General features: G+C 68.5%; 26 protein-coding genes. 8 read left to right on the forward strand and 18 right to left on the reverse strand.

The window, feature by feature from the left end; genetic code table 11:
* Nucleotides 1–25: 25 nt before the first annotated feature.
* The 3 genes from AC1RLW_RS30775 to AC1RLW_RS30785 form a co-directional block, all read right to left on the reverse strand.
* Entirely contained in the window at nt 26–934 is a 909-nt protein-coding gene (locus AC1RLW_RS30775) for an NAD(P)-dependent oxidoreductase (protein ID WP_062482328.1), read from the reverse strand.
* 68 nt (nt 935–1,002) lie between these two features.
* Nucleotides 1,003–2,139: a PilT/PilU family type 4a pilus ATPase gene (locus tag AC1RLW_RS30780; protein ID WP_062482331.1), complete on the reverse strand. Its 1,137-nt coding sequence runs from the start codon at nt 2,137–2,139 to the stop codon at nt 1,003–1,005.
* 29 nt (nt 2,140–2,168) lie between these two features.
* Complete coding sequence (locus AC1RLW_RS30785) at nt 2,169–3,212, reverse strand: type IV pilus twitching motility protein PilT (protein WP_062482334.1); 1,044 nt, start codon at nt 3,210–3,212, stop codon at nt 2,169–2,171.
* A gap of 51 nt (nt 3,213–3,263) precedes the next feature.
* On the opposite strand from AC1RLW_RS30785, the gene AC1RLW_RS30790 reads away from it, so the two are divergent.
* Nucleotides 3,264–3,965, forward strand: a complete 702-nt coding sequence (locus AC1RLW_RS30790; protein ID WP_493196182.1) for a YggS family pyridoxal phosphate-dependent enzyme — start codon at nt 3,264–3,266, stop codon at nt 3,963–3,965.
* A gap of 12 nt (nt 3,966–3,977) precedes the next feature.
* Here AC1RLW_RS30790 and AC1RLW_RS30795 read toward each other — a convergent pair whose 3' ends face one another.
* From AC1RLW_RS30795 to AC1RLW_RS30855, 13 genes are all read right to left on the reverse strand, one after another.
* Nucleotides 3,978–4,715, reverse strand: coding sequence for a sulfite exporter TauE/SafE family protein (locus AC1RLW_RS30795; protein WP_493196183.1), 738 nt, complete (start codon nt 4,713–4,715; stop codon nt 3,978–3,980).
* A 10-nt stretch (nt 4,716–4,725) separates the two neighbouring features.
* Nucleotides 4,726–5,316, reverse strand: a complete 591-nt coding sequence (locus AC1RLW_RS30800; RefSeq protein ID WP_493196184.1) for a malonic semialdehyde reductase — start codon at nt 5,314–5,316, stop codon at nt 4,726–4,728.
* Nucleotides 5,313–6,155 carry an alpha/beta hydrolase gene (locus tag AC1RLW_RS30805; RefSeq protein ID WP_493196186.1) on the reverse strand — a complete coding sequence of 281 codons (843 nt, stop codon included), beginning with the start codon at nt 6,153–6,155 and terminating at the stop codon, nt 5,313–5,315. Before AC1RLW_RS30805 ends, AC1RLW_RS30800 begins: the two co-directional genes overlap by 4 nt.
* A gap of 6 nt (nt 6,156–6,161) precedes the next feature.
* The gene (dapA, locus tag AC1RLW_RS30810; RefSeq protein WP_493196187.1) at nt 6,162–7,055 is read right to left on the reverse strand and encodes a 4-hydroxy-tetrahydrodipicolinate synthase; all 894 of its coding nucleotides are present in this window, start codon (nt 7,053–7,055) and stop codon (nt 6,162–6,164) included.
* A 43-nt stretch (nt 7,056–7,098) separates the two neighbouring features.
* Nucleotides 7,099–7,914 carry an ABC transporter ATP-binding protein gene (locus AC1RLW_RS30815; RefSeq protein ID WP_493196188.1) on the reverse strand — a complete coding sequence of 272 codons (816 nt, stop codon included), beginning with the start codon at nt 7,912–7,914 and terminating at the stop codon, nt 7,099–7,101.
* Complete coding sequence (locus AC1RLW_RS30820; protein WP_070063818.1) at nt 7,911–8,312, reverse strand: VOC family protein; 402 nt, start codon at nt 8,310–8,312, stop codon at nt 7,911–7,913. The genes AC1RLW_RS30815 and AC1RLW_RS30820 overlap by 4 nt, the downstream gene beginning before the upstream one ends.
* A gap of 58 nt (nt 8,313–8,370) precedes the next feature.
* Entirely contained in the window at nt 8,371–9,141 is a 771-nt protein-coding gene (locus tag AC1RLW_RS30825) for an ABC transporter permease (protein WP_082818351.1), read from the reverse strand.
* A 51-nt stretch (nt 9,142–9,192) separates the two neighbouring features.
* Entirely contained in the window at nt 9,193–9,756 is a 564-nt protein-coding gene (locus tag AC1RLW_RS30830; protein ID WP_159274676.1) for a VOC family protein, read from the reverse strand.
* 17 nt (nt 9,757–9,773) lie between these two features.
* Complete coding sequence (locus AC1RLW_RS30835; protein WP_159274675.1) at nt 9,774–10,790, reverse strand: ABC transporter substrate-binding protein; 1,017 nt, start codon at nt 10,788–10,790, stop codon at nt 9,774–9,776.
* 64 nt (nt 10,791–10,854) lie between these two features.
* Entirely contained in the window at nt 10,855–11,793 is a 939-nt protein-coding gene (locus AC1RLW_RS30840) for a fumarylacetoacetate hydrolase family protein (RefSeq protein WP_159274674.1), read from the reverse strand.
* 230 nt (nt 11,794–12,023) lie between these two features.
* Complete coding sequence (locus tag AC1RLW_RS30845) at nt 12,024–12,713, reverse strand: GntR family transcriptional regulator (protein ID WP_493196189.1); 690 nt, start codon at nt 12,711–12,713, stop codon at nt 12,024–12,026.
* Between the two features lie 114 nt (nt 12,714–12,827).
* Nucleotides 12,828–13,295: an Lrp/AsnC ligand binding domain-containing protein gene (locus AC1RLW_RS30850; RefSeq protein ID WP_062478450.1), complete on the reverse strand. Its 468-nt coding sequence runs from the start codon at nt 13,293–13,295 to the stop codon at nt 12,828–12,830.
* Nucleotides 13,296–13,438: 143 nt separating this feature from the next.
* On the reverse strand, nt 13,439–13,894 hold the full coding sequence (locus tag AC1RLW_RS30855; protein WP_493196190.1) for a hypothetical protein: 456 nt from the start codon (nt 13,892–13,894) through the stop codon (nt 13,439–13,441).
* A 252-nt stretch (nt 13,895–14,146) separates the two neighbouring features.
* Between AC1RLW_RS30855 and AC1RLW_RS30860 the strand changes: the two genes are divergently transcribed.
* Together AC1RLW_RS30860 and AC1RLW_RS30865 are read left to right on the forward strand one after the other, a co-directional pair.
* Nucleotides 14,147–15,421, forward strand: coding sequence for a Glu/Leu/Phe/Val family dehydrogenase (locus AC1RLW_RS30860; protein ID WP_062478443.1), 1,275 nt, complete (start codon nt 14,147–14,149; stop codon nt 15,419–15,421).
* 104 nt (nt 15,422–15,525) lie between these two features.
* Entirely contained in the window at nt 15,526–16,203 is a 678-nt protein-coding gene (locus tag AC1RLW_RS30865; protein ID WP_493196192.1) for a DUF2242 domain-containing protein, read from the forward strand.
* Nucleotides 16,204–16,216: 13 nt separating this feature from the next.
* Here AC1RLW_RS30865 and rocF read toward each other — a convergent pair whose 3' ends face one another.
* Both rocF and AC1RLW_RS30875 read right to left on the reverse strand, forming a co-directional pair.
* Entirely contained in the window at nt 16,217–17,146 is a 930-nt protein-coding gene (gene rocF, locus AC1RLW_RS30870) for an arginase (RefSeq protein ID WP_070063826.1), read from the reverse strand.
* Nucleotides 17,143–19,194 (reverse strand): prolyl oligopeptidase family serine peptidase, encoded by a 2,052-nt coding sequence (locus AC1RLW_RS30875; RefSeq protein ID WP_493196193.1) that lies wholly within the window; start codon nt 19,192–19,194, stop codon nt 17,143–17,145. The genes rocF and AC1RLW_RS30875 overlap by 4 nt, the downstream gene beginning before the upstream one ends.
* Before the next feature lie 235 nt (nt 19,195–19,429).
* On the opposite strand from AC1RLW_RS30875, the gene AC1RLW_RS30880 reads away from it, so the two are divergent.
* The 5 genes from AC1RLW_RS30880 to AC1RLW_RS30900 all read left to right on the forward strand — a co-directional run bounded on the left by AC1RLW_RS30880 (nt 19,430) and on the right by AC1RLW_RS30900 (nt 23,912).
* Entirely contained in the window at nt 19,430–21,136 is a 1,707-nt protein-coding gene (locus AC1RLW_RS30880; RefSeq protein WP_390348289.1) for a WS/DGAT/MGAT family O-acyltransferase, read from the forward strand.
* Between the two features lie 145 nt (nt 21,137–21,281).
* Complete coding sequence (locus tag AC1RLW_RS30885; protein WP_487847370.1) at nt 21,282–21,833, forward strand: hypothetical protein; 552 nt, start codon at nt 21,282–21,284, stop codon at nt 21,831–21,833.
* A gap of 56 nt (nt 21,834–21,889) precedes the next feature.
* Nucleotides 21,890–22,387 carry a phasin family protein gene (locus AC1RLW_RS30890; protein ID WP_493196195.1) on the forward strand — a complete coding sequence of 166 codons (498 nt, stop codon included), beginning with the start codon at nt 21,890–21,892 and terminating at the stop codon, nt 22,385–22,387.
* A 30-nt stretch (nt 22,388–22,417) separates the two neighbouring features.
* The gene (locus AC1RLW_RS30895; RefSeq protein ID WP_062478422.1) at nt 22,418–23,053 is read left to right on the forward strand and encodes a TetR/AcrR family transcriptional regulator; all 636 of its coding nucleotides are present in this window, start codon (nt 22,418–22,420) and stop codon (nt 23,051–23,053) included.
* Between the two features lie 85 nt (nt 23,054–23,138).
* Complete coding sequence (locus AC1RLW_RS30900) at nt 23,139–23,912, forward strand: esterase/lipase family protein (protein WP_095950078.1); 774 nt, start codon at nt 23,139–23,141, stop codon at nt 23,910–23,912.
* Nucleotides 23,913–23,930 lie beyond the last annotated feature (18 nt).

Consider the following 23,930-nt stretch of genomic DNA (forward strand, 5'->3'; position numbering starts at 1 on the left):
AAAAGCCCGCTTCCGCGGGCTTTTTTCATTTGAGCCTGATGATCAGGCTCGAGGTGTCCCATCGCCTGCCGCCGGCCTGCTGCACGTCGGCATAGAACTGGTCGACCAGCGCCGTCACCGGCACGCGCGCGCCGTTGCGCTTGGCTTCGTCGAGCACCAGGCCCAGGTCCTTGCGCATCCAGTCGACGGCAAAGCCGAAGTCGAACTTGCCCTCGATCATGGTCTTGCCGCGGTTGTCCATCTGCCAGCTCTGGGCCGCGCCCTTGCCGATGACGCCGAGCACGGCTTCCATGTCCAGGCCGGCGCGCTGGCCGAAGGCAATGGCTTCCGACAGGCCCTGCACCAGCCCCGCGATGGCGATCTGGTTCACCATCTTCGCGAGCTGGCCCGCGCCGCTGTCGCCCAGCAGCGTGACGGCGCGTGCGAAGGCCATGGCCACCGGACGGATGCGCTCGAACACCGCCGCGTCGCCGCCGCACATCACGGTGAGCGCACCGTTCTGCGCGCCCGCCTGGCCGCCCGACACGGGCGCGTCGATGAAGTGCAGGCCGCGCGCCTGCGCCGCCTTCGACAGCTCGCGTGCCACGTCGGCCGAGGCCGTGGTGTGGTCCACGAGCACGGCGCCGGGCTTCATGCCGGCCAGGGCGCCGTCGTCGCCCAGCACCACCGAGCGCAGGTCGTCGTCGTTGCCGACGCAGCAGAACACGATGTCCGCGCCGGCCGCCGCTTCACGCGGGGTGGGGGCGTGGCGGCCGGGGGCGCCGAACTCGGCGACCCAGGCTTGCGACTTGGCGGGAGTGCGGTTGTAGACCGTGACCGCGTGGCCGGCCTTGGCCAGGTGCCCGGCCATGGGCCCGCCCATGACGCCGAGGCCGAGGAAGGCCACCGTCTGGGCGGGAACGGATTCGTAGGTGCGGGGGTTGATGCTGCTCATGGCCGACAGCTTAAAGCCAAAGAAAGAAACAAGGCCGGCGCGCCCCGCGGCGCACCGGCGGAGCGGCTTCAGACGATCGCGAAGTGCTCGGTGCCGGCCGCCAGGTCGGTGCTGCGCGCGCGCTGGCTGTTGAGCTTGATCTGCAGGCGCAGGTCGTTGGCCGAGTCGGCGTTGCGGATCGCCTCTTCGAAGTTGATCGCGTTGCCCTCGAACAGGTCGAACAGCGCCTGGTCGAAGGTCTGCATGCCCAGGTTGCGGCTCTTCTTCATGATCTCCTTGATCTCGCCCACCTCGCCCTTGAAGATCAGGTCGGAGATCAGCGGCGTGTTCAGCAGGATCTCGACGGCGGCCACGCGGCCCTGGCCGTCTTCGGTGGGCACCAGCCGCTGCGACACCAGCGAGCGCAGGTTCAGCGACAGGTCCATCAGCAGCTGCGCACGGCGCTCTTCGGGGAAGAAGTTGATGATGCGGTCCAGGGCCTGGTTGGCGCTGTTGGCGTGCAGCGTGGCCATGCACAGGTGGCCGGTTTCGGCAAAGGCCACGGCGTGCTCCATGGTCTCGCGGTCGCGGATTTCGCCCATGAGGATCACGTCGGGCGCCTGGCGCAGCGTGTTCTTCAGCGCGGCTTCCCAGCTGTCGGTGTCGATGCCCACTTCGCGCTGCGTCACCACGCAGTTCTTGTGCGGGTGCACGAACTCGACCGGGTCTTCCACCGTCACGATGTGGCCGTAGGAGTTCTCGTTGCGCCAGTCGATCATCGCGGCCAGCGTGGTCGACTTGCCCGAGCCCGTGGCACCCACCAGGATGGTGAGGCCGCGCTTGGTCATCGCCACGTCCTTGAGCACCTGCGGCATGCCCAGGCCATCGATGGTCGGCAGCTTGGCGGGAATGGTCCGCAGCACCATGCCGACCTTGCCCTGCTGCACGAACGCGTTGACGCGAAAGCGCCCGATGCCCGTCGGCGAGATCGCGAAGTTGCACTCCTTGGTGCGCTCGAACTCGGCCGTCTGGCGGTCGTTCATGATCGAGCGCGTGAGCGCCAGCGTGTGCTGTGCGCCCAGCGCCTGTTGCGACACCTTGGTGACCTTGCCGTCGACCTTGATGGCCGGCGGGAAGTCGGCGGTGATGAACAGGTCGCTGCCGTTGCGGCTCACCATGAGCTTGAGCAGGTCGTTGATGAACTGGCTGGCTTGATCGCGTTCCATGATGTCTGTGCTCCGAAGGACTGTGGGGATCAGCCGGGGAAATTCTCGGGGATCTTGGCCTTGCCGCGCGCTTCGGCGGCAGAGATCGTATTGCGGCGCACCAGCTCCGTCAGGTTCTGGTCGAGCGTCTGCATGCCCGAGCCCTGGCCGGTCTGGATGGTGGAGTACATCTGTGCGACCTTGGCCTCGCGGATCAGGTTGCGGATGGCCGGCGTGCCCAGCATGATCTCGTGCGCCGCCACGCGGCCCTGGCCGTCCTTGGTCTTGCACAGCGTCTGCGAGATCACGGCCTGCAACGATTCGGACAGCATCGCGCGGATCATTTCTTTTTCTTCGCCCGGGAACACGTCGATGATCCGGTCGATGGTCTTGGCGGCCGACGAGGTGTGCAGCGTGCCGAACACCAGGTGGCCGGTTTCGGCCGCGGTCATTGCGAGGCGAATGGTTTCGAGGTCGCGCAACTCGCCCACCAGGATCGCGTCCGGGTCTTCGCGCAGGGCGGAGCGCAGCGCGTTGGCGAACGACAGCGTCATCGGCCCCACCTCGCGCTGGTTGATCAGGCACTTCTTCGATTCGTGCACGAACTCGATCGGGTCTTCCACCGTGAGGATGTGGCCGTACTCGTTCTCGTTGAGGTAGTTCACCATCGCCGCCAGCGTGGTCGACTTGCCCGAGCCCGTGGGGCCCGTCACCAGCACGAGGCCGCGCGGCTTGAGCGCGAGTTCGCCGAAAATCTTCGGCGCGTTGAGCTGCTCGAGCGTGAGGATCTTCGAGGGAATGGTCCGGAACACCGCGGCCGCGCCGCGCGCCTGGTTGAAGGCGTTCACGCGAAAGCGCGCGAGGCCGTCGATCTCGAACGAGAAGTCGACCTCCAGGAACTCTTCGTAGTGCTTGCGGTGCGTGTCGCTCATGATGTCGTACACCATGGCATGCACGGCCTTGTGGTCCAGCGCATCGACGTTGATGCGGCGCACGTCGCCGTTCACGCGGATCATCGGCGGCAGGCCGGCCGACAGGTGCAGGTCGGAGGCTTTGTTCTTGACGCTGAACGCCAGCAGTTGGGTGATGTCCACGGGGCTCCTCAGGCAGGCTTTAGTGACGTTTTGATACGAATTCGGAAGATTATGACGATGATTGGCGACGATCTCCAGCAAGTAAGGGCCCGGATCGACCGGGCCTGTGCGCAGGCCGGGCGCGACCCGGCGGCGGTACGCCTGCTGGCGGTGTCCAAGACCTTCGGGCCGGAGGCGGTGCGCGAGGCGCGCGCGGCCGGCCAGGCGGCGTTCGGCGAGAACTACGTGCAGGAGGGCCTGGACAAGATCGCCGCGCTGGCCGACCTGCGCGCGGGACTCGAATGGCACTGCATCGGCCCTCTGCAGAGCAACAAGACGCGGCCCGTGGCCGAGCAGTTCGACTGGGTCCACAGCATCGACCGCCTGAAGATCGCCGAGCGCCTGTCGGCCCAGCGCCCGGCGCATCTGCCGCCGCTGCAGGTGTGCCTGCAGGTCAACGTGGACGGCGGTGCAAACAAGTCCGGCGTGCCGCCGGAAGAGGCCTTGGCGCTCGCGCGCGCTGTGGCGGCCTTGCCACAGCTGCAGCTGCGCGGGCTCATGGCGATCCCCGAACCGGCAGCGGATTTCGCGGCGCAGCGGGAACTGTGCCTGCGCGCGCACGCGGTGTTCGAATCGATCCGGGCGGCGGGCATCGCGCTGGACACGCTGTCGCTGGGCATGAGCGGGGACCTCGAGGCGGCGGTCAGTGCCGGCAGCACGATGGTGCGGGTCGGTACGGCGATCTTCGGCGGGCGGGCGCGCAAGCCCGCCTGAAGTCATAGGCCCCTAGCGCAGGAAGAACAGCAAGCTCATCGTCAGCCCCGTGGCGACGATGCCCGCGCGCAGCCAGGCCGGCGGCAGGCGCCGCGCGCCCCGGGCGCCGAGGTAGCCGCCGAGCAGCGCGGCGCCCGCCATGATCGCGGCCTCGCGCCAGGCGATCAGGCCGCCCCAGGCATAGAGGGCGACCGCGATCAGCGTGAGCAGCGCCGACACCTGGTTCTTGAGCCCGTTGGCCGCCAGCAGGCGGGTCTGGCCGAGCAAGCCGAACAGTGCCAGCAGCAGGATGCCCAGCCCGCCGTTGAAGTAGCCGCCGTAGACCGTGACGGCGAGCACCGAGACCATCGCGACCGCCGGCCGGTGCGCGCCCGACTGTCGAGACGCCGTGAGGCGCGGTGCCAGCACGAACAGCAAGGTGGCGAGCAGCAGCAGCCAGGGCACGACGCGGCGGAAGGTGGCATCGGGCGTCAGCAGGAGCAGCAGCGCGCCGGTACTGCCGCCGATCAGCGAAAGCACCACGAGCGTCCGCATGGACAGCCCGGGCGGCGGTTGGGTGTCGCCGCGAAAGCCCCAGGCCGCCGACAGGTAGCCGGGCAGCAGCGCCAGCGTGCCCGTGGCGTTGGCGCTCACGGCGGGCACGCCCGCGAACACCAGGGCCGGCAGCGTCAGGAAGCTGCCGCCGCCGGCCACCGCGTTCAGGGCGCCCGCCACGAAGGCGGCGGCGATCAGCGTCGCATCGACAAGCATCGTGCGACCCTCAGGCGAAGCGGCAGGCTTCTTCGAACGCGAGCCTCGGGTGGCGCTCGAACAGCTTGGCGGGGTCGCCGTGGCCGAGGTTGCACAGGAAGTTGGTGCGCACCGAGGTGCCGTGCCAGAAGACCTCGTCCATGCCGTCCGCGTCGAAGCCCGACATCGGTCCGCAGTCCAGACCGATGGCGCGGGCTGCGAGCATGAAGTAGGCCGCCTGCAGGCTCGCGTTGCGAAAGGCCGTGCGCAGCGCGTGCGCCTCCTTGTCGGGCCCCGTGAAGTCGTCCTGCATCGACGGCCGGTGCGGAAAGAGCCGTGGCAGCTCGCGGTAGAAGGCCGTGTCGAAACCGAGGATCGCGGTGACAGGCGCCGTCATCGTCTTGTCGACGTTGCCGGGCGAGAGCAGCGGCCGCAGGCGTTCGCGGCCTTCGTCGGTGCGCACGAAGACCACGCGCATCGGCGAGCAGTTGGCCGAGGTCGGACCCCACTTCACGAGCTCGTGGATCTGGCGCAGCTGCGCCTCGCTGACTGGGCGGGGCAGCCAGCCGTTGTGGGAGCGGGCCTGGCGAAAGAGGGTGTCGAGGGCACTGTCTGGAATCATGGGGAACGTGGAAGGTCGAAGGACTGCATCAGCCGCAAGGTCGCTGTCGCGATCGCGCCGTCGGCGCGCGTCAGTTCGTCGAGGATCGAAAAATGATCATGACCCGGGCACTCGATGTGGCCCGCATGAACGTCGCGCCAGTGCAGGCGGATGGTGTCGCATTGTTCGCGGAAGCCAGGATTCTCGTTGCCGCCCAGGGCGGTGAGCAGTCGCGTACCGGTCAGGGGACGCCACAGCGCCGGACTCAGCGCCGCCGCGCTGCGCGGCGTGAAGCGCGTGGCGTCCATCACCGACGGCACGTCGAGCAGCGGGCGCAGGTCGTACAGCGCGCTGATGCAGGTCGCGGCCGCCACCACCGGCTCGGTGGCCAGCAGCATCGCCGCCAGGTGCCCGCCGGCCGAATGCCCGCAGGCGAACAGGCGTGCCGGCGGGGCATCCCATTGCGCGTGGTGCGACGCGAGCCATGCGGCCGCACGGCGAACCTGCGCGACGATGGTCTCCACGTCCACCGCCGGGCACAGCGCGTAGTTGACGACCGCGACCGCGTAGCCAGCCGCGGTGAAAGGCGGCGCGACCAGCGAGGCGTCCGACTTGTCGAGCGAGCGCCAGTAGCCGCCGTGGATGTACATCAGCGTGCCGCGCGGGCGGCCCTCGGGCAGGAACAGGTCCAGGCGCTCAGCCGCAAGCGGCCCGTAGGCGATGTCGAGCCGCGCGCGGGCGCGCTCGCGCACCGCGGCGGACGCGCGTGCCCAGCCGTCGAAGATGTCCTGGTAGTGCGGGACGGCCAGGCGCGCGTTGTAGCGGCGCTCGCCGTCGCCGTCCGTGGGGTTCGGCGGCATGGCGGGTTACGCGCTGGCGCCGATGCGCTCGACCACGGCCCGCAGGTCGGCGCGCACCTTCTCCGGCAGCGCGGCGACGGGTGGGCGCGTCGGCCCGGCACTGCGGCCCGCGAGCGTCATCGCTTCCTTGATGACGACCGGGAACGAGCCCCAGGCCCAGGCCGCGCGCAGCGGCGCGAAGATGTTCGACACGCGCAGCGCCTCGTCGTGGCGGCCGGCGCGCAGCGCGTCGTACATGCGCACCATGAGCTCGGGGAACACGTTGGCGGCGGGCGAGATGGTGCCTTGCGCGCCGTGGAACATCATCGACAGCGCGATGGTGTCGCGGCCCGAGAACAGCAGCGCGGGGCGCGGCGCGGTCAGCAGGTACTCGATGGACTGCGTGAGGTCGCCGCCCGAGTCCTTCATGCCCACGATGTTGTCGGCCTCCTGCATGCAGCGTGCGAGCGTGGCGGGCAGCACGTTGACGGCGGTGCGCGGCGGGTTGTTGTAGAGCATCACCGGCAGCTTCGTCGCGCGCGCCACGGCGGTGTAGTGGGCCACCAACTCGTCCTGCGTGGGCTGCACGAAGTACGGCGTGATCACCAGCGCCAGGTCGGCGCCCAGGGCTTCGGCGGCCTGCGTGAGCGCGATGGCGTCGCGCGTGGTGGCGCCGCCGGTGCCGGCATACAAGGGCACGCGGCCGTCGATGGCGCGCATCGACAGCTCCAGCAGGCGGATGTGTTCGTCGCGCTCCAGGGCGAAGAACTCGCCCTGGCTGCCGGCGACGGAAATGCCGTGCACGCCGGCGCGGATGTAGCTGTCGATCAGCTCGCCGACGCGGGCTTCGTCGAGCCGGTGGTCGGCGGTGAAAGGCGTGGCCATGGCGGGCACCACGCCGTGGAATTTCGAGAGGTTCAAAGAGAGCTCCGGAAGAAGAACGAAGAGGGGGCGACGGGCGGCGTCAGTCGACGCCCATCAGGTGGCCCAGCTGCACCACGTAGTGGCCGAAGGCGGTCGCTTCCTTGGTGGTGCGCGGGTCGCGCGGGCGTGGCAGGTCGATGCGGATGTCCTCGACGATGCGCCCCGGCCGCTCGGACATCACGAGCACGCGGTCCGAGAGAAAGACGGCCTCCGAGATGCTGTGGGTGATGAGGATCACCGTCTGGCGCATCTCCTGCCACAGGCGCAGCAGCTCGACGTTGAGCTGGTCGCGCGTGAGTGCGTCGAGCGCCCCGAAGGGCTCGTCGAGCAGCAGCACCTGGGGCCGCATCACGAGGATCTGCCCGAGCGCCGCGCGCTGGCGCATGCCGCCCGAGAGCTCGTGCGGGTAGTTGCGGCGGAACTTCTCCAGCTTGAGGATCGGCAGCAGCGCTTCCACGCGTTCGTCGATGTCCTTCTTCGGCAGCTTGCGCACCTCGGCCGCGAGGCGGATGTTGGCTTCCACGGTTTCCCACGGCAGCATGTTGTGGGTCTGGAACACCACGCCCACGTCGTCGGACATCCGCGTCTGCAGGTGGCCGAGCACGCGCACCTCGCCGCCCGCGTCGGGCTGGATCAGCCCGGCCACGATGCGCAGCAGGGTGCTCTTGCCGCAGCCGCTCGGCCCCAGGATCGAGACGAACTCGCCGCGCTGCACCGTGAAGTCGACCTGCTCCAGCGCGCGCACGCTGTGGCGCGCGTCGAAGGTCTTGGCGACGCGGCTGACGCCGATCGCTGTGTCGATGGCTCCGGGGGCGCGCACCGTCGCCTCGCCGGTGGCAACGGTCCCAGGCTTCACTTGCGCGCTCCCACCCAGCCGCCTTCGGAGATGTCGAAGACCACGCCGTCGAGGTCGCGGAATTTCATCTCGTAGTACAGGCTCTTCTTGTCGTGCGGCAGGTCCATGAAGAAGGTGCCGCCGTGGTCCTCGATGGCCTTGCGCTGCGCGTCCAGGTCGTCGACCCAGAAACCGAAGTGGTGCGTGCCGATCCAGTCCTTGCCCTTTTCAAGGCCTGCCGCCTCGTCGGTCTTGTAGTTCAGCAGCGCCAGGCAGATGGTGCCGTCCGTGAGGTACACGCCGTCGGCGATGGGCGAGTGCGTGGGTTCGACGATGGTGAGGTCGAAGACCTCGCTGTAGAACTTGGCCGCCTTCTGGGGATCGGGAACGGCGAGGGCGATGTGACGCAGTTTGGCCATGGGAATGTCTCCTGAGTTGAAATCTTTGAAAGGACGAAAGAGAAAGAGGGGTGAAGGCTCAGAGCCCGCGCCACCAGATGCGCTTGGCGGCCAGCTCGACCAGCAGGTACAGCAGGCCGGCGACCACCGAGATCACCACCAGCGCGGCGAACAGGTAGTCGGTGCGCGCGTTGGCATTGGCCTCGAGGATGAGGTGGCCGAGCCCGCGCTCGGAGCCGACGAACTCGCCCACGATCGCGCCGATCACGGCCAGCGGCATGGCCGAGCGCAGCCCGTCCATGATCGACGGCAGGGCCGAAGGCACGTAGAGGCGGCGGAAGGTGGTCCAGGACGAGGCGCGGATGGCGCGGAAGTGCTCCACCAGGTGCGCCGGCGTGCCCGCCAGCCCGCCCATGGTGGCGATCACCACCGGGAAGAAGGCGAAGAGAAAGGCCATCAGCACCTTCGAGGTGTCGCCGTAGCCGAACCAGATCACCATGAGCGGCGCCAGCGCGATCTTGGGCAGGCCCTGGAACACCACGATGAGCGGGTACAGCGCCCGCCGCACCACCGGGATGGCGTGGATCGCGAGCCCGAGCAGCACGCCGCCGACGGCCGCCAGCGCGAAGCCGGCCAGCACCTCCTGCGTCGTGACCCACGACTGCACGAGCAGTGCCATGCGGTTGGTCCACAGGCTGTCGAGCACCTGCGACAGCGGCGGCAGCAGGTAGCGTTTGATGCCGAACACGTCGACCGATTTTTCCCACAGCAGGCCCAGTGCGAGGAACAGCAGGGCGGGGTCGGTGAAGCGGCGCCACGATTCGGCGCGCGAGGAAGGGGCGGGGTGCATGTGTCTTGTCTCCGGATCTTTTTATGTGTCGTGTCTTGTCGTGCGGCGCGTTCAGCGCTTCGGGTCGTCGCTGTCTTCGTCCCGGGCCGTGCGCGGGCCCCACTCGGGCGGCGGCACCACGAACCGGTCGAAGTGCCACTGGTCGAAGGCCGCGAGGTCGTTCTTCCAGACGCGGGGCGTGTAGGGTTGCGCGGGCGTGATCTGCACCATCTCCGCATAGAACTCGCAGTAGTTGCCGTCGGGGTCCTTGAACACGAGGAACAGGTTCTCGCCGGGCCCGTGCTTGCCGATGCCGCGCACGATGTCGATGCCCTGCGCCTGCAGGTAGCGCGCGGCGTCCTCGATCTCGGCCAGCGAGCCGAGCTGGTAGGCGAAGTGCTCCAGCCCGGGCCGTCCCGGCACGTAGGTGGCAGCATGCTGCGGGTCGCCGGGCGCAATCTGCGCCAGCGCCAGGTCGTGGTGGTCGTTCCCGCAGCGCAGGAAGGCCATCTGGTCCTCGATGTGGTCGGACACTTCCAGCCCGACGATCTCGGTGTAGAAGCGCACGGAGGCCTTCAGGTCGCGCACGTTGAGCACGACGTGCCCGAGGCGCTGGGGACGGGGGCGTTGAACCATCGGTATTGCTCCCGCGCTCATGGTGCGAGCAGGTCGTTGCTGTACGCGTCCTGCGGCTTCACCTTGCCGCCGAGGCCGAAGGCCTTGTCGACGAACTGCACGGTGGCGCGCATGCGGTCATCGCGCAGGTGGCCCAGCCCCTTGGCCTTGGCTGCCGGGTCGACCAGCAGGTCGTTCATGTCCTTGATCTGCGCCAGCGCCACGGCACGGTCGGTGGTGGGAAACATCTTCACCATGAGATCGGCTGCCTGCTCGGGGTTGGCCATGGCGAATTCGTAGCCGCGGTACGAGGCGCGCAGGAACTTCTTCACCACCTCGGGGCGCTTCCTGATCAGGTCTTCGCTGGCCGCGAAGCCGCTGCCGTAGGCGTCCAGTCCGAAGTCGCTGTACTCGATCCAGCCGAGCGTCACGCCCGCGGCGTTGGCCTGCTTTTGGGTGACGGCGCGGTTGCTCCCGCGCCAGCATTCGGCCAGGTCGACCTTGCCTTCGATCAGCGAGGCGTCGACCACGGCGGGGTCCATGCGCAGCAGGCGGATGCTGTCCTTGGGCTGGCGGTTCAGCTCCAGCCAGGCGGGCACGACGTTGTGCACCGGCGAGGCCGAGCCGCCGCCCAGGCGCAGGCCCTTCATGTCGGCCGGCGTCTTGGGCTGGTGGCGCTTGGTGTCGAAACAGATGCCGGCGGGCCAGCGTGTGTTGATGGCGCCGATCATGCGGATCTTGCCGCCGTTGGCGCGGTTGAGCACGAGGCTGATCGGGTCGACGTAGCCGAACTCGAACTGGCCCTGGTCGAGCTCGTTGGCGGTGCGGTTGCCGCCGTAGCCGCGCACGATGGCGGTGTCCAGGCCCAGCTCGCGGAAGTAGCCCTGCGCCTGCGCGACGATCACGCCCACCGAGCTGCCCTGCGGCAGCCAGGCCATGTTGTAGGTGACCTTCTCCTGGGCGAACGCGGGGGGCGCGCCGGCCAGCAGCGCGCTGCAGGCGAGGCCGGTCAGCGCGCGCGCGATCGCGGCGAATCCTCTGCGGGTGGGTTGCATGTCGTTGTCTCCATACCTTGTTGTGATGCGAAAGAACGGGGCCGTGGCCCCGCCGCGGCGACGCTCAGACGCGCTCTGCCTGCACTTGATTGGCCAGCCGTCCGATGCCCTCGATGCTCGCCACCAGCCGGTCGCCCGCCTTCAGGTAGATACCCCGACCCATGCCCACGCCGGTCGGCGTGCCGGTAGCGATCACGTCGCCCGGTTCGAGCGTGACGATGGTCGACAGGTAGGCGATCTGCTCGCGCACCGTCCAGATCATGTTGGCCGTGCTGTCCTGTTGCATGGGTTCGTCGTTCACGTCCAGGCGCATCTGCACGGCCTGCGGGTCGGGGATCTGCCAGGCGGGCACCAGCCACGGGCCGATGGGGGCGAAGGTGTCGTGGCACTTGCCTTGGAACCAGTCGTGCTTGAACGGGTAGTCGCCGCGGATGTTGAGGTCGCGCGCCGAGATGTCGTTGACGATCGTGTAGCAGGCCACGGCGTCCAGCGCGTCTTCGACCGAGATGCGGCGGCAGCGCTTGCCGATCACGGCGGCGAGTTCGACCTCCCAGTCGAGCTTGCTGGTTTCGGGCGGCATCTGGATCGCCTCGCCGTTGCCGATCACCGTGTTCGAGAGCTTCAGGAACATGTACGGCTTGCTCTGCGACTTGGCCGCCAGCACGGTGCCCATTTCGTTGGCGTGCGAGGCGTAGTTCGAGGCGGCGCAGAAGATGCGGCTCGGCACGAAGGGCGCAGCCACGGCCGCAGCGCCGTCGGCCACCGGCCGGATCGCGCCCGAGGCGGCCAGCGTGGCGGCGATGGGCGTGGCGTCGCGCAGCCAGGCCTGGGCGTTCGCCCAGTCGCGCAGCATGGCTTCGACGCCTTGCGTGACCCAGGTTTCGGGCAGCGGCGGCAGGCCGGCCGCGCGGGCCGCCTCCAGGTCGTACAGCTGGCTGTCGATCACCAGGGCGGGGGCAAGCCCGCCGGCGCGGCGGTAAGTGGCGAGCGCGATCCAAGACATTCGATTGACTCCTCTTTTGTAGGTGGGTTGGAATCCGCGACGGGTGTTTTGCATTCAGTGTCTGCGAATTGTGTGCAATTTTATGTTTTGGTGTTCACGAACGTCAAGGGTTTGTCGCGGCATGCCTGAAACGGGCGTGCGGACGCATGCCGCGGCCGGCCTGCGTCGGAAGCGGCGGGCCGGGGCGGACCAGCGGAAACGGGAGGGAGGGAGAGGGCCCGGCAGCCGCGTCAGGCGGCGGCGATGGAAGACGGGGTGCGGGAGGCGCTGCCGTCGAAGTGCTGCAGCACGTTCATCGCCGAGTTGGCCGCATGGCTGTGCATGGCGGCGGCGGCGGCGTCACCGTCGTGCGCCAGCAGGGCGGCAACGAGGGCGTCGTGCTCGACATGGGAATGCTGCAGGCGGTTTTCCGTCGTGAAGAAGCCTTGCGAGCGGAAGGGGGCGAGGCGCTGCCGCAGGCTCAGTGCGAGGTCCTGCAGCGTCTTGTTGCGGGCGCCAGCGTAGATCAGCGCGTGGAATTCCTCGTTCAGCGCGGCGTACGCTTTCGCGTCGCCCTCGGCCGCGGCGCGTCCGGCTTGCTGATGAACGAACTCGATGCGCTTGCGCTCCGACGGCGCGGCGCGCAGCGCGCACAGCTTGGCGCACAGGGCTTCCAGTTCGCCGGAGGCTTCGAAGAGGCCGTCCAGGTCGGCGGGCGCCATCGTCGCCACCGAGAAGCCGCGGCGCGGCAGGTGCTCGATCAGCCGGGTCGAGGCCAGTTGCCGCAGCGCATCGCGCACCGGGCTGCGCGAGACGCCGAAGCGCGTCGCGATCGTCTGTTCGTCCAGGCGTTCGCCCGGTTGGAAACGGCGCAGCACGATTTCCTCGGCCAGGCGGTCCGAGATGGTCTGGGACAGCGTTTTTCCAGGCTCGTTTTCCATGGTTTGCTTCTTCGGGGGCGTGCCGCCCACGTGGCGTGGGACGACATATTGTCGACAAAATTTAATTGTCGCATGCAATAACGCCGACCCAAACGCCCCAGGCGGGCGTGCGCCTCAGACCCCCAGCGGCAGGCGCGCGCTGCTCTTCACCTCTTCCATCACAGCATAGGTCCGCGTCTCGCGCACGCCGGGCAGCTGCCACAGCACGGTGCCGGCGAACTCGCGGTAGGCGGCCATGTCGGCCATGCGGGTCTTGAGGAGGTAGTCGAAGCCGCCGGCGACCATGTGGCATTCCATGATCTCGTCGCGCACCTGCACGGCGGCCTTGAACTGGTCGAACACGTTGGCGGTGGTGCGGTCGAGCAGGACCTCGACGAACACGGTGAAGCCGCGCCCCAGCTTGTAGGGGTCGAGGCGGGCCTCGTAGCCCAGGATGAAGCCGTCGCGCGTGAGGCGCTGCACGCGCGCCAGCACGGCGGTGGGGGACAGCGCGACCGCCTCCGCCAGCTTGAGGTTGGTGATGCGGCCGTCTTCCTGAAGGATCTTCAGCAGGCGCAGATCGATGCGGTCCAGATCAAGCATTCGAGAATTATCCGGCGCACGCACCGATCGACTGCAAGAAATGCGGCCTATTTGCCACGGCCATAGGAGATAGAACCAAGGAAATGCCGTTGGACTACCCTTTCGCAGTCATTTGGACTACCGAAAGCCGTGGGTCACCGCATTCAGCGCACCGTGGTCGCGCCGGGTGCGGCAGCCTGGCGGCCCGAGAGCTGGTCGACCAGCGCGCCGTAGGCCGGGCCTTCGCGCAGCTTGGTGTAGGCGGCCTGGGCTTCGCGGTAGCCGGGGCGCGACGTGTCGGCGCCGGCTTCGCCCGACTGCTGGGCGGCCAGGCCCGAGCGGATCCACAGCTGCGTGTCGGCGGCCACGGCGGCGCGGCTGTTGGCCGAGACCGCGACTGGCTCCTGGCCCATGTTTTCGTTGTAGCCCTGGGTGGGCGCAGTCTTCAGCCACTGCTGGGCGTCGGCCGTCACGGCGGCGCGCGTCGTCGAGGACGCGAAGGGTGCGGGACGCGGGTCGCCTTCGGCGTAGTTGCCGGCAAAGCTCGGCGCGGCCACGAGGCCGAGCAGGGCGGCGACGGCGGCGGTGTTCAGCAGGCGGGTGGTGGCAGACAGCTTCATGTTCGTTCACTCCTTGAGGTGGTTGCTTGGTTGGTGAGAACGACTGTACGAAGCGCATCCACGCGACCGATAACGTTTGGATGACGGTTTTGTCATGTGCGTATCCACCTGCATCGGGCCGCGCCGAGAGGGACCGCAAGGGGCCTTCCAACTTCTCTTGCATAACCGCCATCGCGGCATGCATAAGCCATGGCGCGCGGCCCTCAGTCGGAATATCGTTGCGCCCATCCATTCCAACCAAGGGAATCTTCCATGAACGAGAAACTCTCCTTCGTCAATCCGACGGCCAACAGCCCCTGGGGCACCTACCTGTCGCAGGTCGATCGCGTCGTGCCGTACCTCGGCCCGCTGGCGCGCTGGGTCGAAACCCTCAAGCGCCCCAAGCGCGCGCTGATCGTCGACGTGCCGATCGAGATGGACAACGGCACCATCGCCCACTTCGAGGGCTACCGCGTCCAGCACAACATGAGCCGCGGCCCGGGCAAGGGCGGCGTGCGCTTCCACCCCGACGTCACGCTGGAAGAAGTGATGGCGCTGTCGGCCTGGATGACCATCAAGACCGCGGCCGTCAACCTGCCGTACGGCGGTGCCAAGGGCGGCATCCGCGTCGACCCGAAGAAGCTGTCGCTGCAAGAGCTCGAGAAGGTCACGCGCCGCTACACCAGCGAGATCGGCATCATCATCGGCCCGCACACCGACATCCCCGCGCCCGACGTGAACACCAACGCGCAGATCATGGCGTGGATGATGGACACCTACTCGATGAACGTCGGCGGCACCGCCACCGGCGTGGTCACCGGCAAGCCGCTGCACCTGGGCGGCTCGCTGGGCCGCGTGAAGGCCACCGGCCGCGGCGTGTTCGTCACCGGCCGTGAAGCGGCCCGCCGCCTGGGCATGGACCTGCGCGGCGCGCGCATCGCGGTGCAGGGCTTCGGCAACGTGGGCTCGGTTGCGGCCGAACTCTTCGTCGAGGCGGGCGCCAAGATCGTCGCGGTGCAGGACCACACCGGCACCATCGTGAACACCAACGGCCTGGACCTGACCCAGCTGGTGCCCATCTCGCGCACCGACGGCGTGGTCGGCTTCAAGGCCGGCGGTGACATCGTGCCGAACGAAGACTTCTGGGACGTGGCCTGCGACATCCTGATCCCCGCCGCCCTCGAAGGCCAGCTCACGGCCGAACGCGCCAAGAAGACCACCGCCAAGCTGGTGCTCGAAGGCGCCAACGGCCCGACGGTGCCCGAGGCCGACGACATCCTGGCCGAGCGCGGCGTGCTGGTCGTGCCCGACGTGATCTGCAACGCCGGCGGCGTGACGGTTTCGTACTTCGAATGGGTGCAGGACTTCTCGTCCTTCTTCTGGGACGAGGACGAGATCAACGTGCGCCTCGATCGCATCATGATGAACGCGCTCAACCAGATCTGGGACACGGCCGACAAGCACAAGATCCCGCTGCGCACCGCCACGTATGCGGTCGCCTGCGAGCGCATCCTGATGGCGCGCCAGGAACGCGGTCTGTACCCCTGACGCGATCTCTGGGGCTTGCAGGGCCTTTCGGGAACCCCCGGCCTGCCGGGGGCTCGAAGCGAAGCCGCCGGTTGGTTAGCATCCGGTGTCCTTCCCGCCCTGCCATGCCCCAGACCTCTTCTGCTGCTTTCTTTTCTTCGCCGGCCCGCGTGCCGGCGTTTCTGTTCCCGGGCCTGCTGTCGGCCCTGTTGCTGGCCGGCTGCGGCAGCTTCGGCACGGGGCAGGCCTACGAGCCCGAAGACTTCGACTCCACCACCACCCACACGCGCAACTACGCCGCCAGCGAGGCCCAGACCTGCGAGGCGGCGCGCCGCGCGCTGCTGAGCCAGGGCTACATGGTCACGGCCGCCAACGCCGACCTCGTGACCGCGCGCAAGAGCTTCCAGCCCGCGGCCGAGACGCATGTCGAGGTCGAGTTCCGCGTGGTCTGCGCGCGCGAAGGGGGCGCCGGCAGCGCCTCGGCCGGTCGCAGCACCGTGGCCTTCGCGACCGCATTGCAAGACCGCTACGGCCTGAAGAAGGGCAGCAACTCGGCCAGCCTGGGCGTGGGCGCCATCGGCTCGCTCTCGCTGCCCTTCGGCGGCAGCAATGAAGCGATGGTCAAGGTGGCGAGCCAGACGCTCACGGACGAACGTTTCTACGACCGCTTCTTCACGCTGGTCGAGCGCTTCCTGCAGGGCGGCGGCCCCGACATGCCGGCCGATGCTGAAGACGCGCCGAAGCCCGCCACGCGCCCCGCCGCCACCACCTTCCCGGTGGCGCCGTCGCCCAACCGCGGCTGAACAAGCTCGGCAGTCAGCGCACCAGCGTCGACTTGCCGAACAGGCTCTCGATCAGCTCCACCGCCACCTCGGCCGTCTGGTTGCGCACGTCGAGCGCGGGGTTGAGTTCCACCACGTCGACCGAGCCGAGCCGGCCCGTGTCGGCGATCATTTCCATGCACAGCTGCATCTCGCGGTAGGTCGGCCCGCCGCGCACGCCCGTGCCCACGCCGGGCGCGTCGGCCGGGTCGAGGCAATCGAGGTCGAAGCTCACGTGCAGGTGGGTGTCTTCGTCCACGTCCTGCAGCGCCTCGGTCATGGTGGTGCGCATGCCGTTCTCGTCGATGTGGCGCATGTCGAACACGTGCAGGCCCAGCGTGCGGATCGCCTCTTTCTCGTCGGCATCGACGCTGCGGATGCCGATGAAGCGGATCGCGTCGTGCGCCAGCGCCGCGGGCTCGCCGCTCCAGCCCGTGAGGTCCGCCGGCCCGTGGCCCAGCAGGCACGACACCGGCATGCCGTGCAGGTTGCCGCTGGGGCTCGTGGTCTCGGTGTTGACGTCGGAATGCGCGTCCAGCCACAGCACGCGCAGCTTCTTGCCGCGTTTTCGCGCATGCCAGGCCACGGCGCTGATGGAGCCGATCGCCAGGCAGTGGTCGCCGCCCAGCATCACCGGCACGTGGCCGGCGCCCAGCGCGGTGTCGACGGCGGCGTAGACCGAACGGTTCCACGCGATCACCTCGGTGAGGTGACGCAGCCCGTTGGCCGGCGGCGCCCACGGCGTGGCCGGGCCCGCGAGGTTGCCGCGGTCGAGCACCGTGAAGCCCTGGCCCGCCAGCGCCTCGGCCAGGCCGGCCACGCGCAGCGCGTCGGGGCCCATGCCCGCGCCGCGCACGCTGGCGCCGATGTCGGTCGGCGCGCCGATCAGTTCGAGGGTGGTGGTCCCGGTGCTGCTGCTGTTCATGTCGGTCTCCCGATGTGGTGCCAGAGGTAGGCGTAGCCGAGCGCATCCATGAAGGCGGACGCCTTGTTGTCCGCGGCGGCGCTGTGGCCGCCTTCCATGTTCTCGTAGAAGCTGCTGTCGTGCCCTTGCGCGAGCAGTTTCGCGTGCATCTTGCGCGCATGCACGGGCCCCACGCGGTCGTCGCGCGTGGAGGTGGTGAAAAGGGCGGGCGGGTAGGGCGTGTCGGCCTTGGCGTTCTCGTAGGGCGAGAAGGTCTGGATGAATTCCCACTCGTCGGGCTGCTCCGGGTCGCCGTACTCCGCGATCCACGAGGCGCCGGCCGACAGCTGCGTGTAGCGCTTCATGTCGAGCAGCGCCACCTCGCTCACGATGGCGCCGTACAGCTGCGGGTACAGCGTGAGCATGTTGCCCATGAGCAGGCCACCGTTGCTGCCGCCCATGGCGCCCAGGTGCGCGGGCGAGGTGATGCCGCGCGCGAACAGGTCCTGCGACACGGCCGCGAAGTCTTCGCAGGTGCGCAGCCGGTTCTCCTGCAGCGCGGCCTGGTGCCAGCGCGGGCCGTACTCGCCGCCGCCGCGGATGTTCGCCACCACGTACACGCCGCCGCGTTCGAGCCAGGAACGGCCGATGCCGCCGCTGTAGCTCGGCTCCAGCGAGATCTCGAAGCCGCCGTAGGCGTACTGCAGCGTGGGGTTCGTGCCGTCGGCCACGAGGTCTTTCGCGGCGATCTCGAAGTAGGGCACGCGCGTGCCGTCCGCCGAGGTCGCGAAATGCTGGCTCACGCGAAAGCGCGAGGCGTCGAAGAAGCCGGGGCTGTGCTTCAGCGGCTGCGGCTCGCCCTGGCCGAGGGTGCCGATGTACAGCGTGGTCGGCTGCAGGAAGCCGCTCACGGTCAGGAAGTAGTCGTCGCTCTCGGTCTCGTCGATGCCGCCGGCCGCCACGCACGAGAGCGCGGGCGCGCCGCCCAGGCTGTCGCGCGCCCAGTCGCCCAGGCCGTCCGCCGGCGGCGTGAGCACCTCCAGCCGGTTCACCACGTCGTGCATCACGTTGAGGATGAGGTGGTGGCGCGTCCACGAGTAGTCGTCGAGCGCGGTGGTGTCGTCGGGCTCGAACAGCAGCGTGAGCTCGCGCGCGCCGGCCATGTAGTCGTCGAAGCGCGCGGCCAGCAGCGAGCCGGCGGTGTAGGTGCGGCCGGCCACGGTCCAGTCTTCGCGCGGCTCGATCAGCAGCCACTCGCGCGTGACGCCGGTGTTGGCGTCGTCGGGCACGTCGATCTTGACCAGCGTGCCGTCGGGCGCGCGCAGCCAGGTCTCGCTGTCGTAGAAGTCGATCTGGCGCGAGACGAAGTCGCGCTCGAAGCCGGGCGTGTGGTCGCTCCAGGCGCTCACCGACATGTCTTCGTGCGCGCCTTCGTACACGGTGACGGCCTCGGCCAGCGGCGTGCCGCGCCGCCACTCCTTCACCAGGCGCGGGTAGCTCGAGCTGGTCATGGAGCCGGGGCCGAAATCGGTGCCCACGTACAGGTGGTCGATGTCTTTCCAGGTGACGTGGTTCTTCGCCTCGGGCAGCGCGAAGCCGCCTTCGACGAACGCCAGGTTCACCAGGTCGAACTCGCGCACCACGTCGGCATCGGCACCGCCGCGCGACAGCGAGATCAGGCAGCGTTCGTACGCCGGCTCCAGGCAGTCGGCGCCGTGCCAGACCCAGTTCTCGCCGTCCTGCGCGGCCAGCGCGTCGAGGTCGAGCACGGTCTCCCACGCGGGCTCGGGCGTGCGGTACTGGTCGAGCGTGGTGCGGCGCCACAGGCCCTTGGGGTGCGCCTTGTCGCGCCAGAAGTTGTAGTACAGCGCACCGATCTTGCTGACCATCGGAATGCGCGCGTCCGAGTCGAGCACCTCGAGCAGGCCCTGCTCGATCGCCTGGAAGGCCGGCGACTGCGCATAGGTGTGAACGGCATGTGCATTCTGCTGGCGAGCCCAGTCCAGAGCGGCTTCGCCGTCGATGTCTTCGAGCCAGAGATGGGAGTCTTCGTTGTGCGCAGAGGTCATGCGGCACAGTGTACGAAGCCCCCGTGAATGCGGCGGCCTGTGAGCAGTTGTTGCGGCCTGCGAGGCGCGTCGATTTTTTCATTACATGTGGATGCGCGCCCCGGCCATCCTTGGGGCAAACCCCTGTCCCGGGCGTGCCTTCCCCCGGTGGAAACACTGAAGAAGCGAAGGCCCACGAACGCGATGCCCACGGTATCCTGCCGGACGGCGCATGCCCCAACGAGGAGAACCACACATGAAACACCTGAGCGGTCTTGATGCCACCTTCCTGCACCTGGAAACCCCCGAGATGCCGATGCACGTGGGTTCGCTCAACGTGCTGGACCTGCCCAAGGGCTACAAGGGCGACTTCTACGAAGACGCCAAGGCCTTCATGGCCAGCCGCATCCACCTGGCCGACGTGTTCACGCGCAAGCTCGCGCTGATGCCCTTCGACATGACCAATCCGGTGTGGGTTGAGGACGACGACATCGACCTCGACTACCACGTGCGCCACATCACGCTGCCCAAGCCCGGCACCAACCGCCAGCTCCAGCAGTACGTGGCACGGCTGCACTCCACGCTCATGGACCGCAGCCGGCCGATGTGGGAGTTCTTCATCATCGACGGCCTCAAGAGCGGCCAGGTGGCGCTGTACACCAAGGTGCACCACGCGGGCATCGACGGGCAGGCCGGCGTCGAGCTGGGCAAGGCCATCTTCGACCTCGAGGCCACGGGCCGCGTGATCAAGCCGCCGCGTGCGCGCCCGCGCAGCAACGGCTACCAGCTGGGCATGGCCGAGCTCGCCACGGCGGCGCTGCGCAACACGGCGCAGCAGTACGTGAAGCTCTTCAAGATGGCGCCGGCCATCGCGCGCGCCATCGGCGGCCTGGCCCAGCCCGACGAGAAGGCGGCCGACAAGGCGGCCGCCACCGCGCCGAAGAAGTTCAACCTCTTCGCGCCGCGCACCTCGCTGAACGTGTCGATCACCAACCAGCGCACCTTCGCCGGGCGCACCATCTCGCTGGCCGAGACCAAGTACATCGCCAAGCACTTCGGCGTGTCGCTCAACGACGTGGTGCTGGCCACCGTGGCCGGCGCGCTGCGCCACTACCTGGCCGACAACAACGAGCTGCCGGCCAAGCCGCTGGTGGCCGGCGTGCCCGTGAGCCTGCGCGAGGCGGGCGACCAGACGGCCAACAACCAGGCCAGCATGATCCTCGTGAGCCTGGCCACCGACATCACCGATCCGCTGCAGCGGCTGAAGGCGATCAACGCCTCGTCGAATTCCTCGAAGTCGACGATGAACCGCTTCAAGGCCGTGATCCTGGACGACTTCCCGACCTTCGCCGCGCCCTGGCTGGTGTCGGGCATCGCGTCGATGGTGGGGCGCTCGGGCATCGTCAACCTGCTGCCGCCGGCGGCCAACGTGGCCGTCTCGAACGTGGCAGGCGCGCCGTTCCCGATGTACTTCGCGGGGGCGCTGGTCACCTGCTACTACCCGGTGTCGATCGCCAGCCACGGCACCGCGCTCAACGTCACCGTGCAAAGCTACAACGGCCGCATGGACTACGGCCTGATCGCCTGCCGCCGCGCCGTGCCCGACATCACCGAGATCGGCGACTACTTGCTGGCCGAGCACAAGCTGCTGATGGAGCTGACGCAGAAGCACCCGGCCGTCTCCGGCGCGCCGGCCACACCGCCCAAGCCCGTGGCCGCTCCCGCGCCGGAAGCCGACGAAGAGACCCAGGCCGCTGCGCCGGCCCGCAAGCCGGCCGCACGCAAGAAGGCGCCGGTGAAGGCCGTCGCCGCCAAGAAGACGGCGCAGAAGGCCCCTGCCAAGGCCGCACCGGTCAAGGCGGCGGCGAAGAAAGCCCCTGCCAAGAAGGCGGCGGCGAAGAAGACCGCACCCCGGCCCGCGGCCCGCAAGGCCGCCGCATCGCCGCGCGCCGCTGCGGCATGATCGACAGGCGGGCCCGGCCTGGGCAAAAAATTGGGGCAGTTGGACTAGTTTTCCGACCGTTCTAGTTTTCCAGGCCTAGGCCCTGCGGAAGATGATTGGCCCATCGCGATTCCCCGCGAGCCATTCAACTTCAAGGAAATCTCACATGTCCACGCAAACCAACATCGCTTCCGCCGCCATCCACGTCGTCGGCCAGTACAACGACGCCGGCAAGACCCTGGTCGGTGCCTACCGCACCGGCGTGCAACGCCTGCTGGGCGGTGCTGCTTCGCGCTACAGCGAGTTCCTGGGCAACCGCCAGATCCCGCTGGTGAGCGAGCAGATCAAGGCCAACCTGATCGGCGCGCAAGAGAAGGTGCATGGTTTCCTGTCGAACCGCCTGGACATCGACACCAGCCGCATCGTGAACGTGATGGACCGCGTCGCTGCCGGCACCACCAGCGGCATCGAAACCGTCGCCAACCGCGTCGCCCAGATCGAATCGCCCGCTGCCACCACCGTGCTGAACGCCCTGTCGGCCGTGAACCAGCCCTTCGCCACCGTGTCGGTGCAAATTGCTGACCGCATCGTCGCTGGCACCAAGCAGATCGAAGCCCGTGTGAGCGGCACCGAAGAAGCCGCTCCCGTGCGCACCGTGAAGGCCAAGGTCGCTGCGGCCAAGAAGCCGGTTCGCCGCGCTGCCCGCAAGGCGGCCTGATCCCGGGGCGCTGAGCGCGCCCTTTTCATTCCTTACGCCCCTGGAGCACCCACCGCATGGCGACCCGTCCCGATGACACTGCCAAGTTGAAGAAGAGGGCGGCGCCTGCGAAGAAGGCTCCGGCGGCGAAGAAGAAAGCCGCGCCCCGCAAGGCGGCGCCGGCTGCGAAAGCACCGCCCGCAGACACTGCGGGGGGCACCAACAAGGCCGAAGCGCTGCTGCGCGCCGGCCTCAAGGCGCTGGACAACGTGCGCAACGATGTCGCCAAGCGCCAGGCCAACGTGATCGAAGGCCTGCTCGGCATCGGGCACGGCAAGGCCGACGTGGCCGGTGCCAAGGCGGCGCTGACGCGCGGCTTCCCCAGCCTGGACACCTTCGGCATCCGCAAGTTCGAGGACGTGTTCGACCAGCGTGTCGCCACCGCCCTGCAACGCCTGGGCATGCCCAGCGCCGACGAAGTGCAGGCCCTGCGCGACGAGGTGGCGCAATTGCGCGAACGCCTCGCGAAACTCGAGAAACCGTCCAGTTCAAGTGGCTCCGGCGGCAAGCGCTGAGCGGCACGCAACGCACGCAACACGCCGCTTGTGGCCAGCTCCAACACCACGCGCGATCGCATCCTGCAGACCAGCCTTGCGCTGTTCAACGCGGAAGGTCTTCCGGCCGTCTCCACGCACAAGATCGCGGCCGAGCTCGGCATGAGCCCGGGCAACCTGCACTACCACTTCAAGGCCAAGCAGCTGATCGTCGAATGGCTGTTCCGGCGCTTCGAGCAGCGGCTCGAGGTGCTCAACGGCTCGTCGGCCTCCATCACCGCCATCGACGACCTGTGGCTGGCGCTGCACCTGCGCTTCGAGGCCATCGACGAGTACCGCTTCATCTACCGCGACATGGCCTTCCTGGCCAGCGAGTACCCGGCCTTGGGGCAGCGCGCCCAGGCCATGACCGCGCAGAACCTGCTGGCGGCCCAGACGCTGTGCGAAGGGCTGGTGGCCTCGGGCGTGATCGAGACCAGCGCCGAGCAGGCGCGCATCCTCGCGCTGCAGATGGTCTTCACCACCACCTGCTGGCTCTCGTTCGAACGGCTGGTGCCGGGACGCGACGCCCTGGCGCAGGCCGATCCCGGTTTGGCGGCTTTCTACACACTCACGCTGGTTTCTCCGTATGTTTCCAGCGAATCGAGGGCTTATCTTGATTACCTGAGGGGCAAATACCTCGGATAAATGAAGTCGTCGTCCGACGGGGAATGCAACTTCGCACCCCCATCGTCGTCCTACAGAAGAAAGAAACAGAAAGGAAGCCGCCATCATGACCACCGCCACCCACGAACCCATCGCACCGCCGTCGCGCCTGCTCTTGCTGGCCGAAGCGCGCGCCCTCTGGGAAACCGGCGCCGGCCTCGCCATGTGGCCGCTGCTGCAGCTCGCGCCGCGCGGCGACGGGCACCCCGTGCTCGTGCTGCCGGGTCTCGTGGCCAGCGACGTGTCCACGCTGCTGCTGCGCCGCTACCTGTGCAGCCGCGGCTACGACGCCCACGGCTGGGGCCAGGGCCGCAACCTGGGCCCGCGCGCCGGTGTCGAGGACGGCATGGTCGACCTGCTCAAGACCCTGGCCGACAAAAGCGGCCAGAAGGTCAGCGTGATCGGCTGGAGCCTGGGCGGCGTCTATGCGCGGCTCTTGGCCTCGGCGCAGAAGGACCTCATCCGCAACGTGATCACGCTCGGCAGCCCGTTCTCGGGCAGCCCGCGCGCCACCAACGCCTGGCGCGTGTACGAGGGCGTGAGCGGCCAGAGCTCACATGATCCGCGCCGCATGAAGTTCGTCGAACCCACGCCGCCCGTGCCCACGACCTCGATCTTCAGCCGCACCGACGGTGTCGTGGCGTGGCGCTGCAGCCTCGAGAAGACCGGCCCGCAGTCCGAGAACATCGAGGTGGTGGCGAGCCACCTGGGGCTCGGCGCGCACCCGGCCGTGCTCTATGCGGTGGCCGACCGGCTGGCGCAGCCCGAGGGCGAGTGGAAGCCGTTCAACCGCGGCATGCTCGGGCCGCTGGTGTACCCGGACCCGGACCGCAACGTCTGACCTGAGGCGCGCACTCCC

It is taken from the genome of Variovorax sp. GW822-FHT04A09 (genome assembly GCF_058801005.1).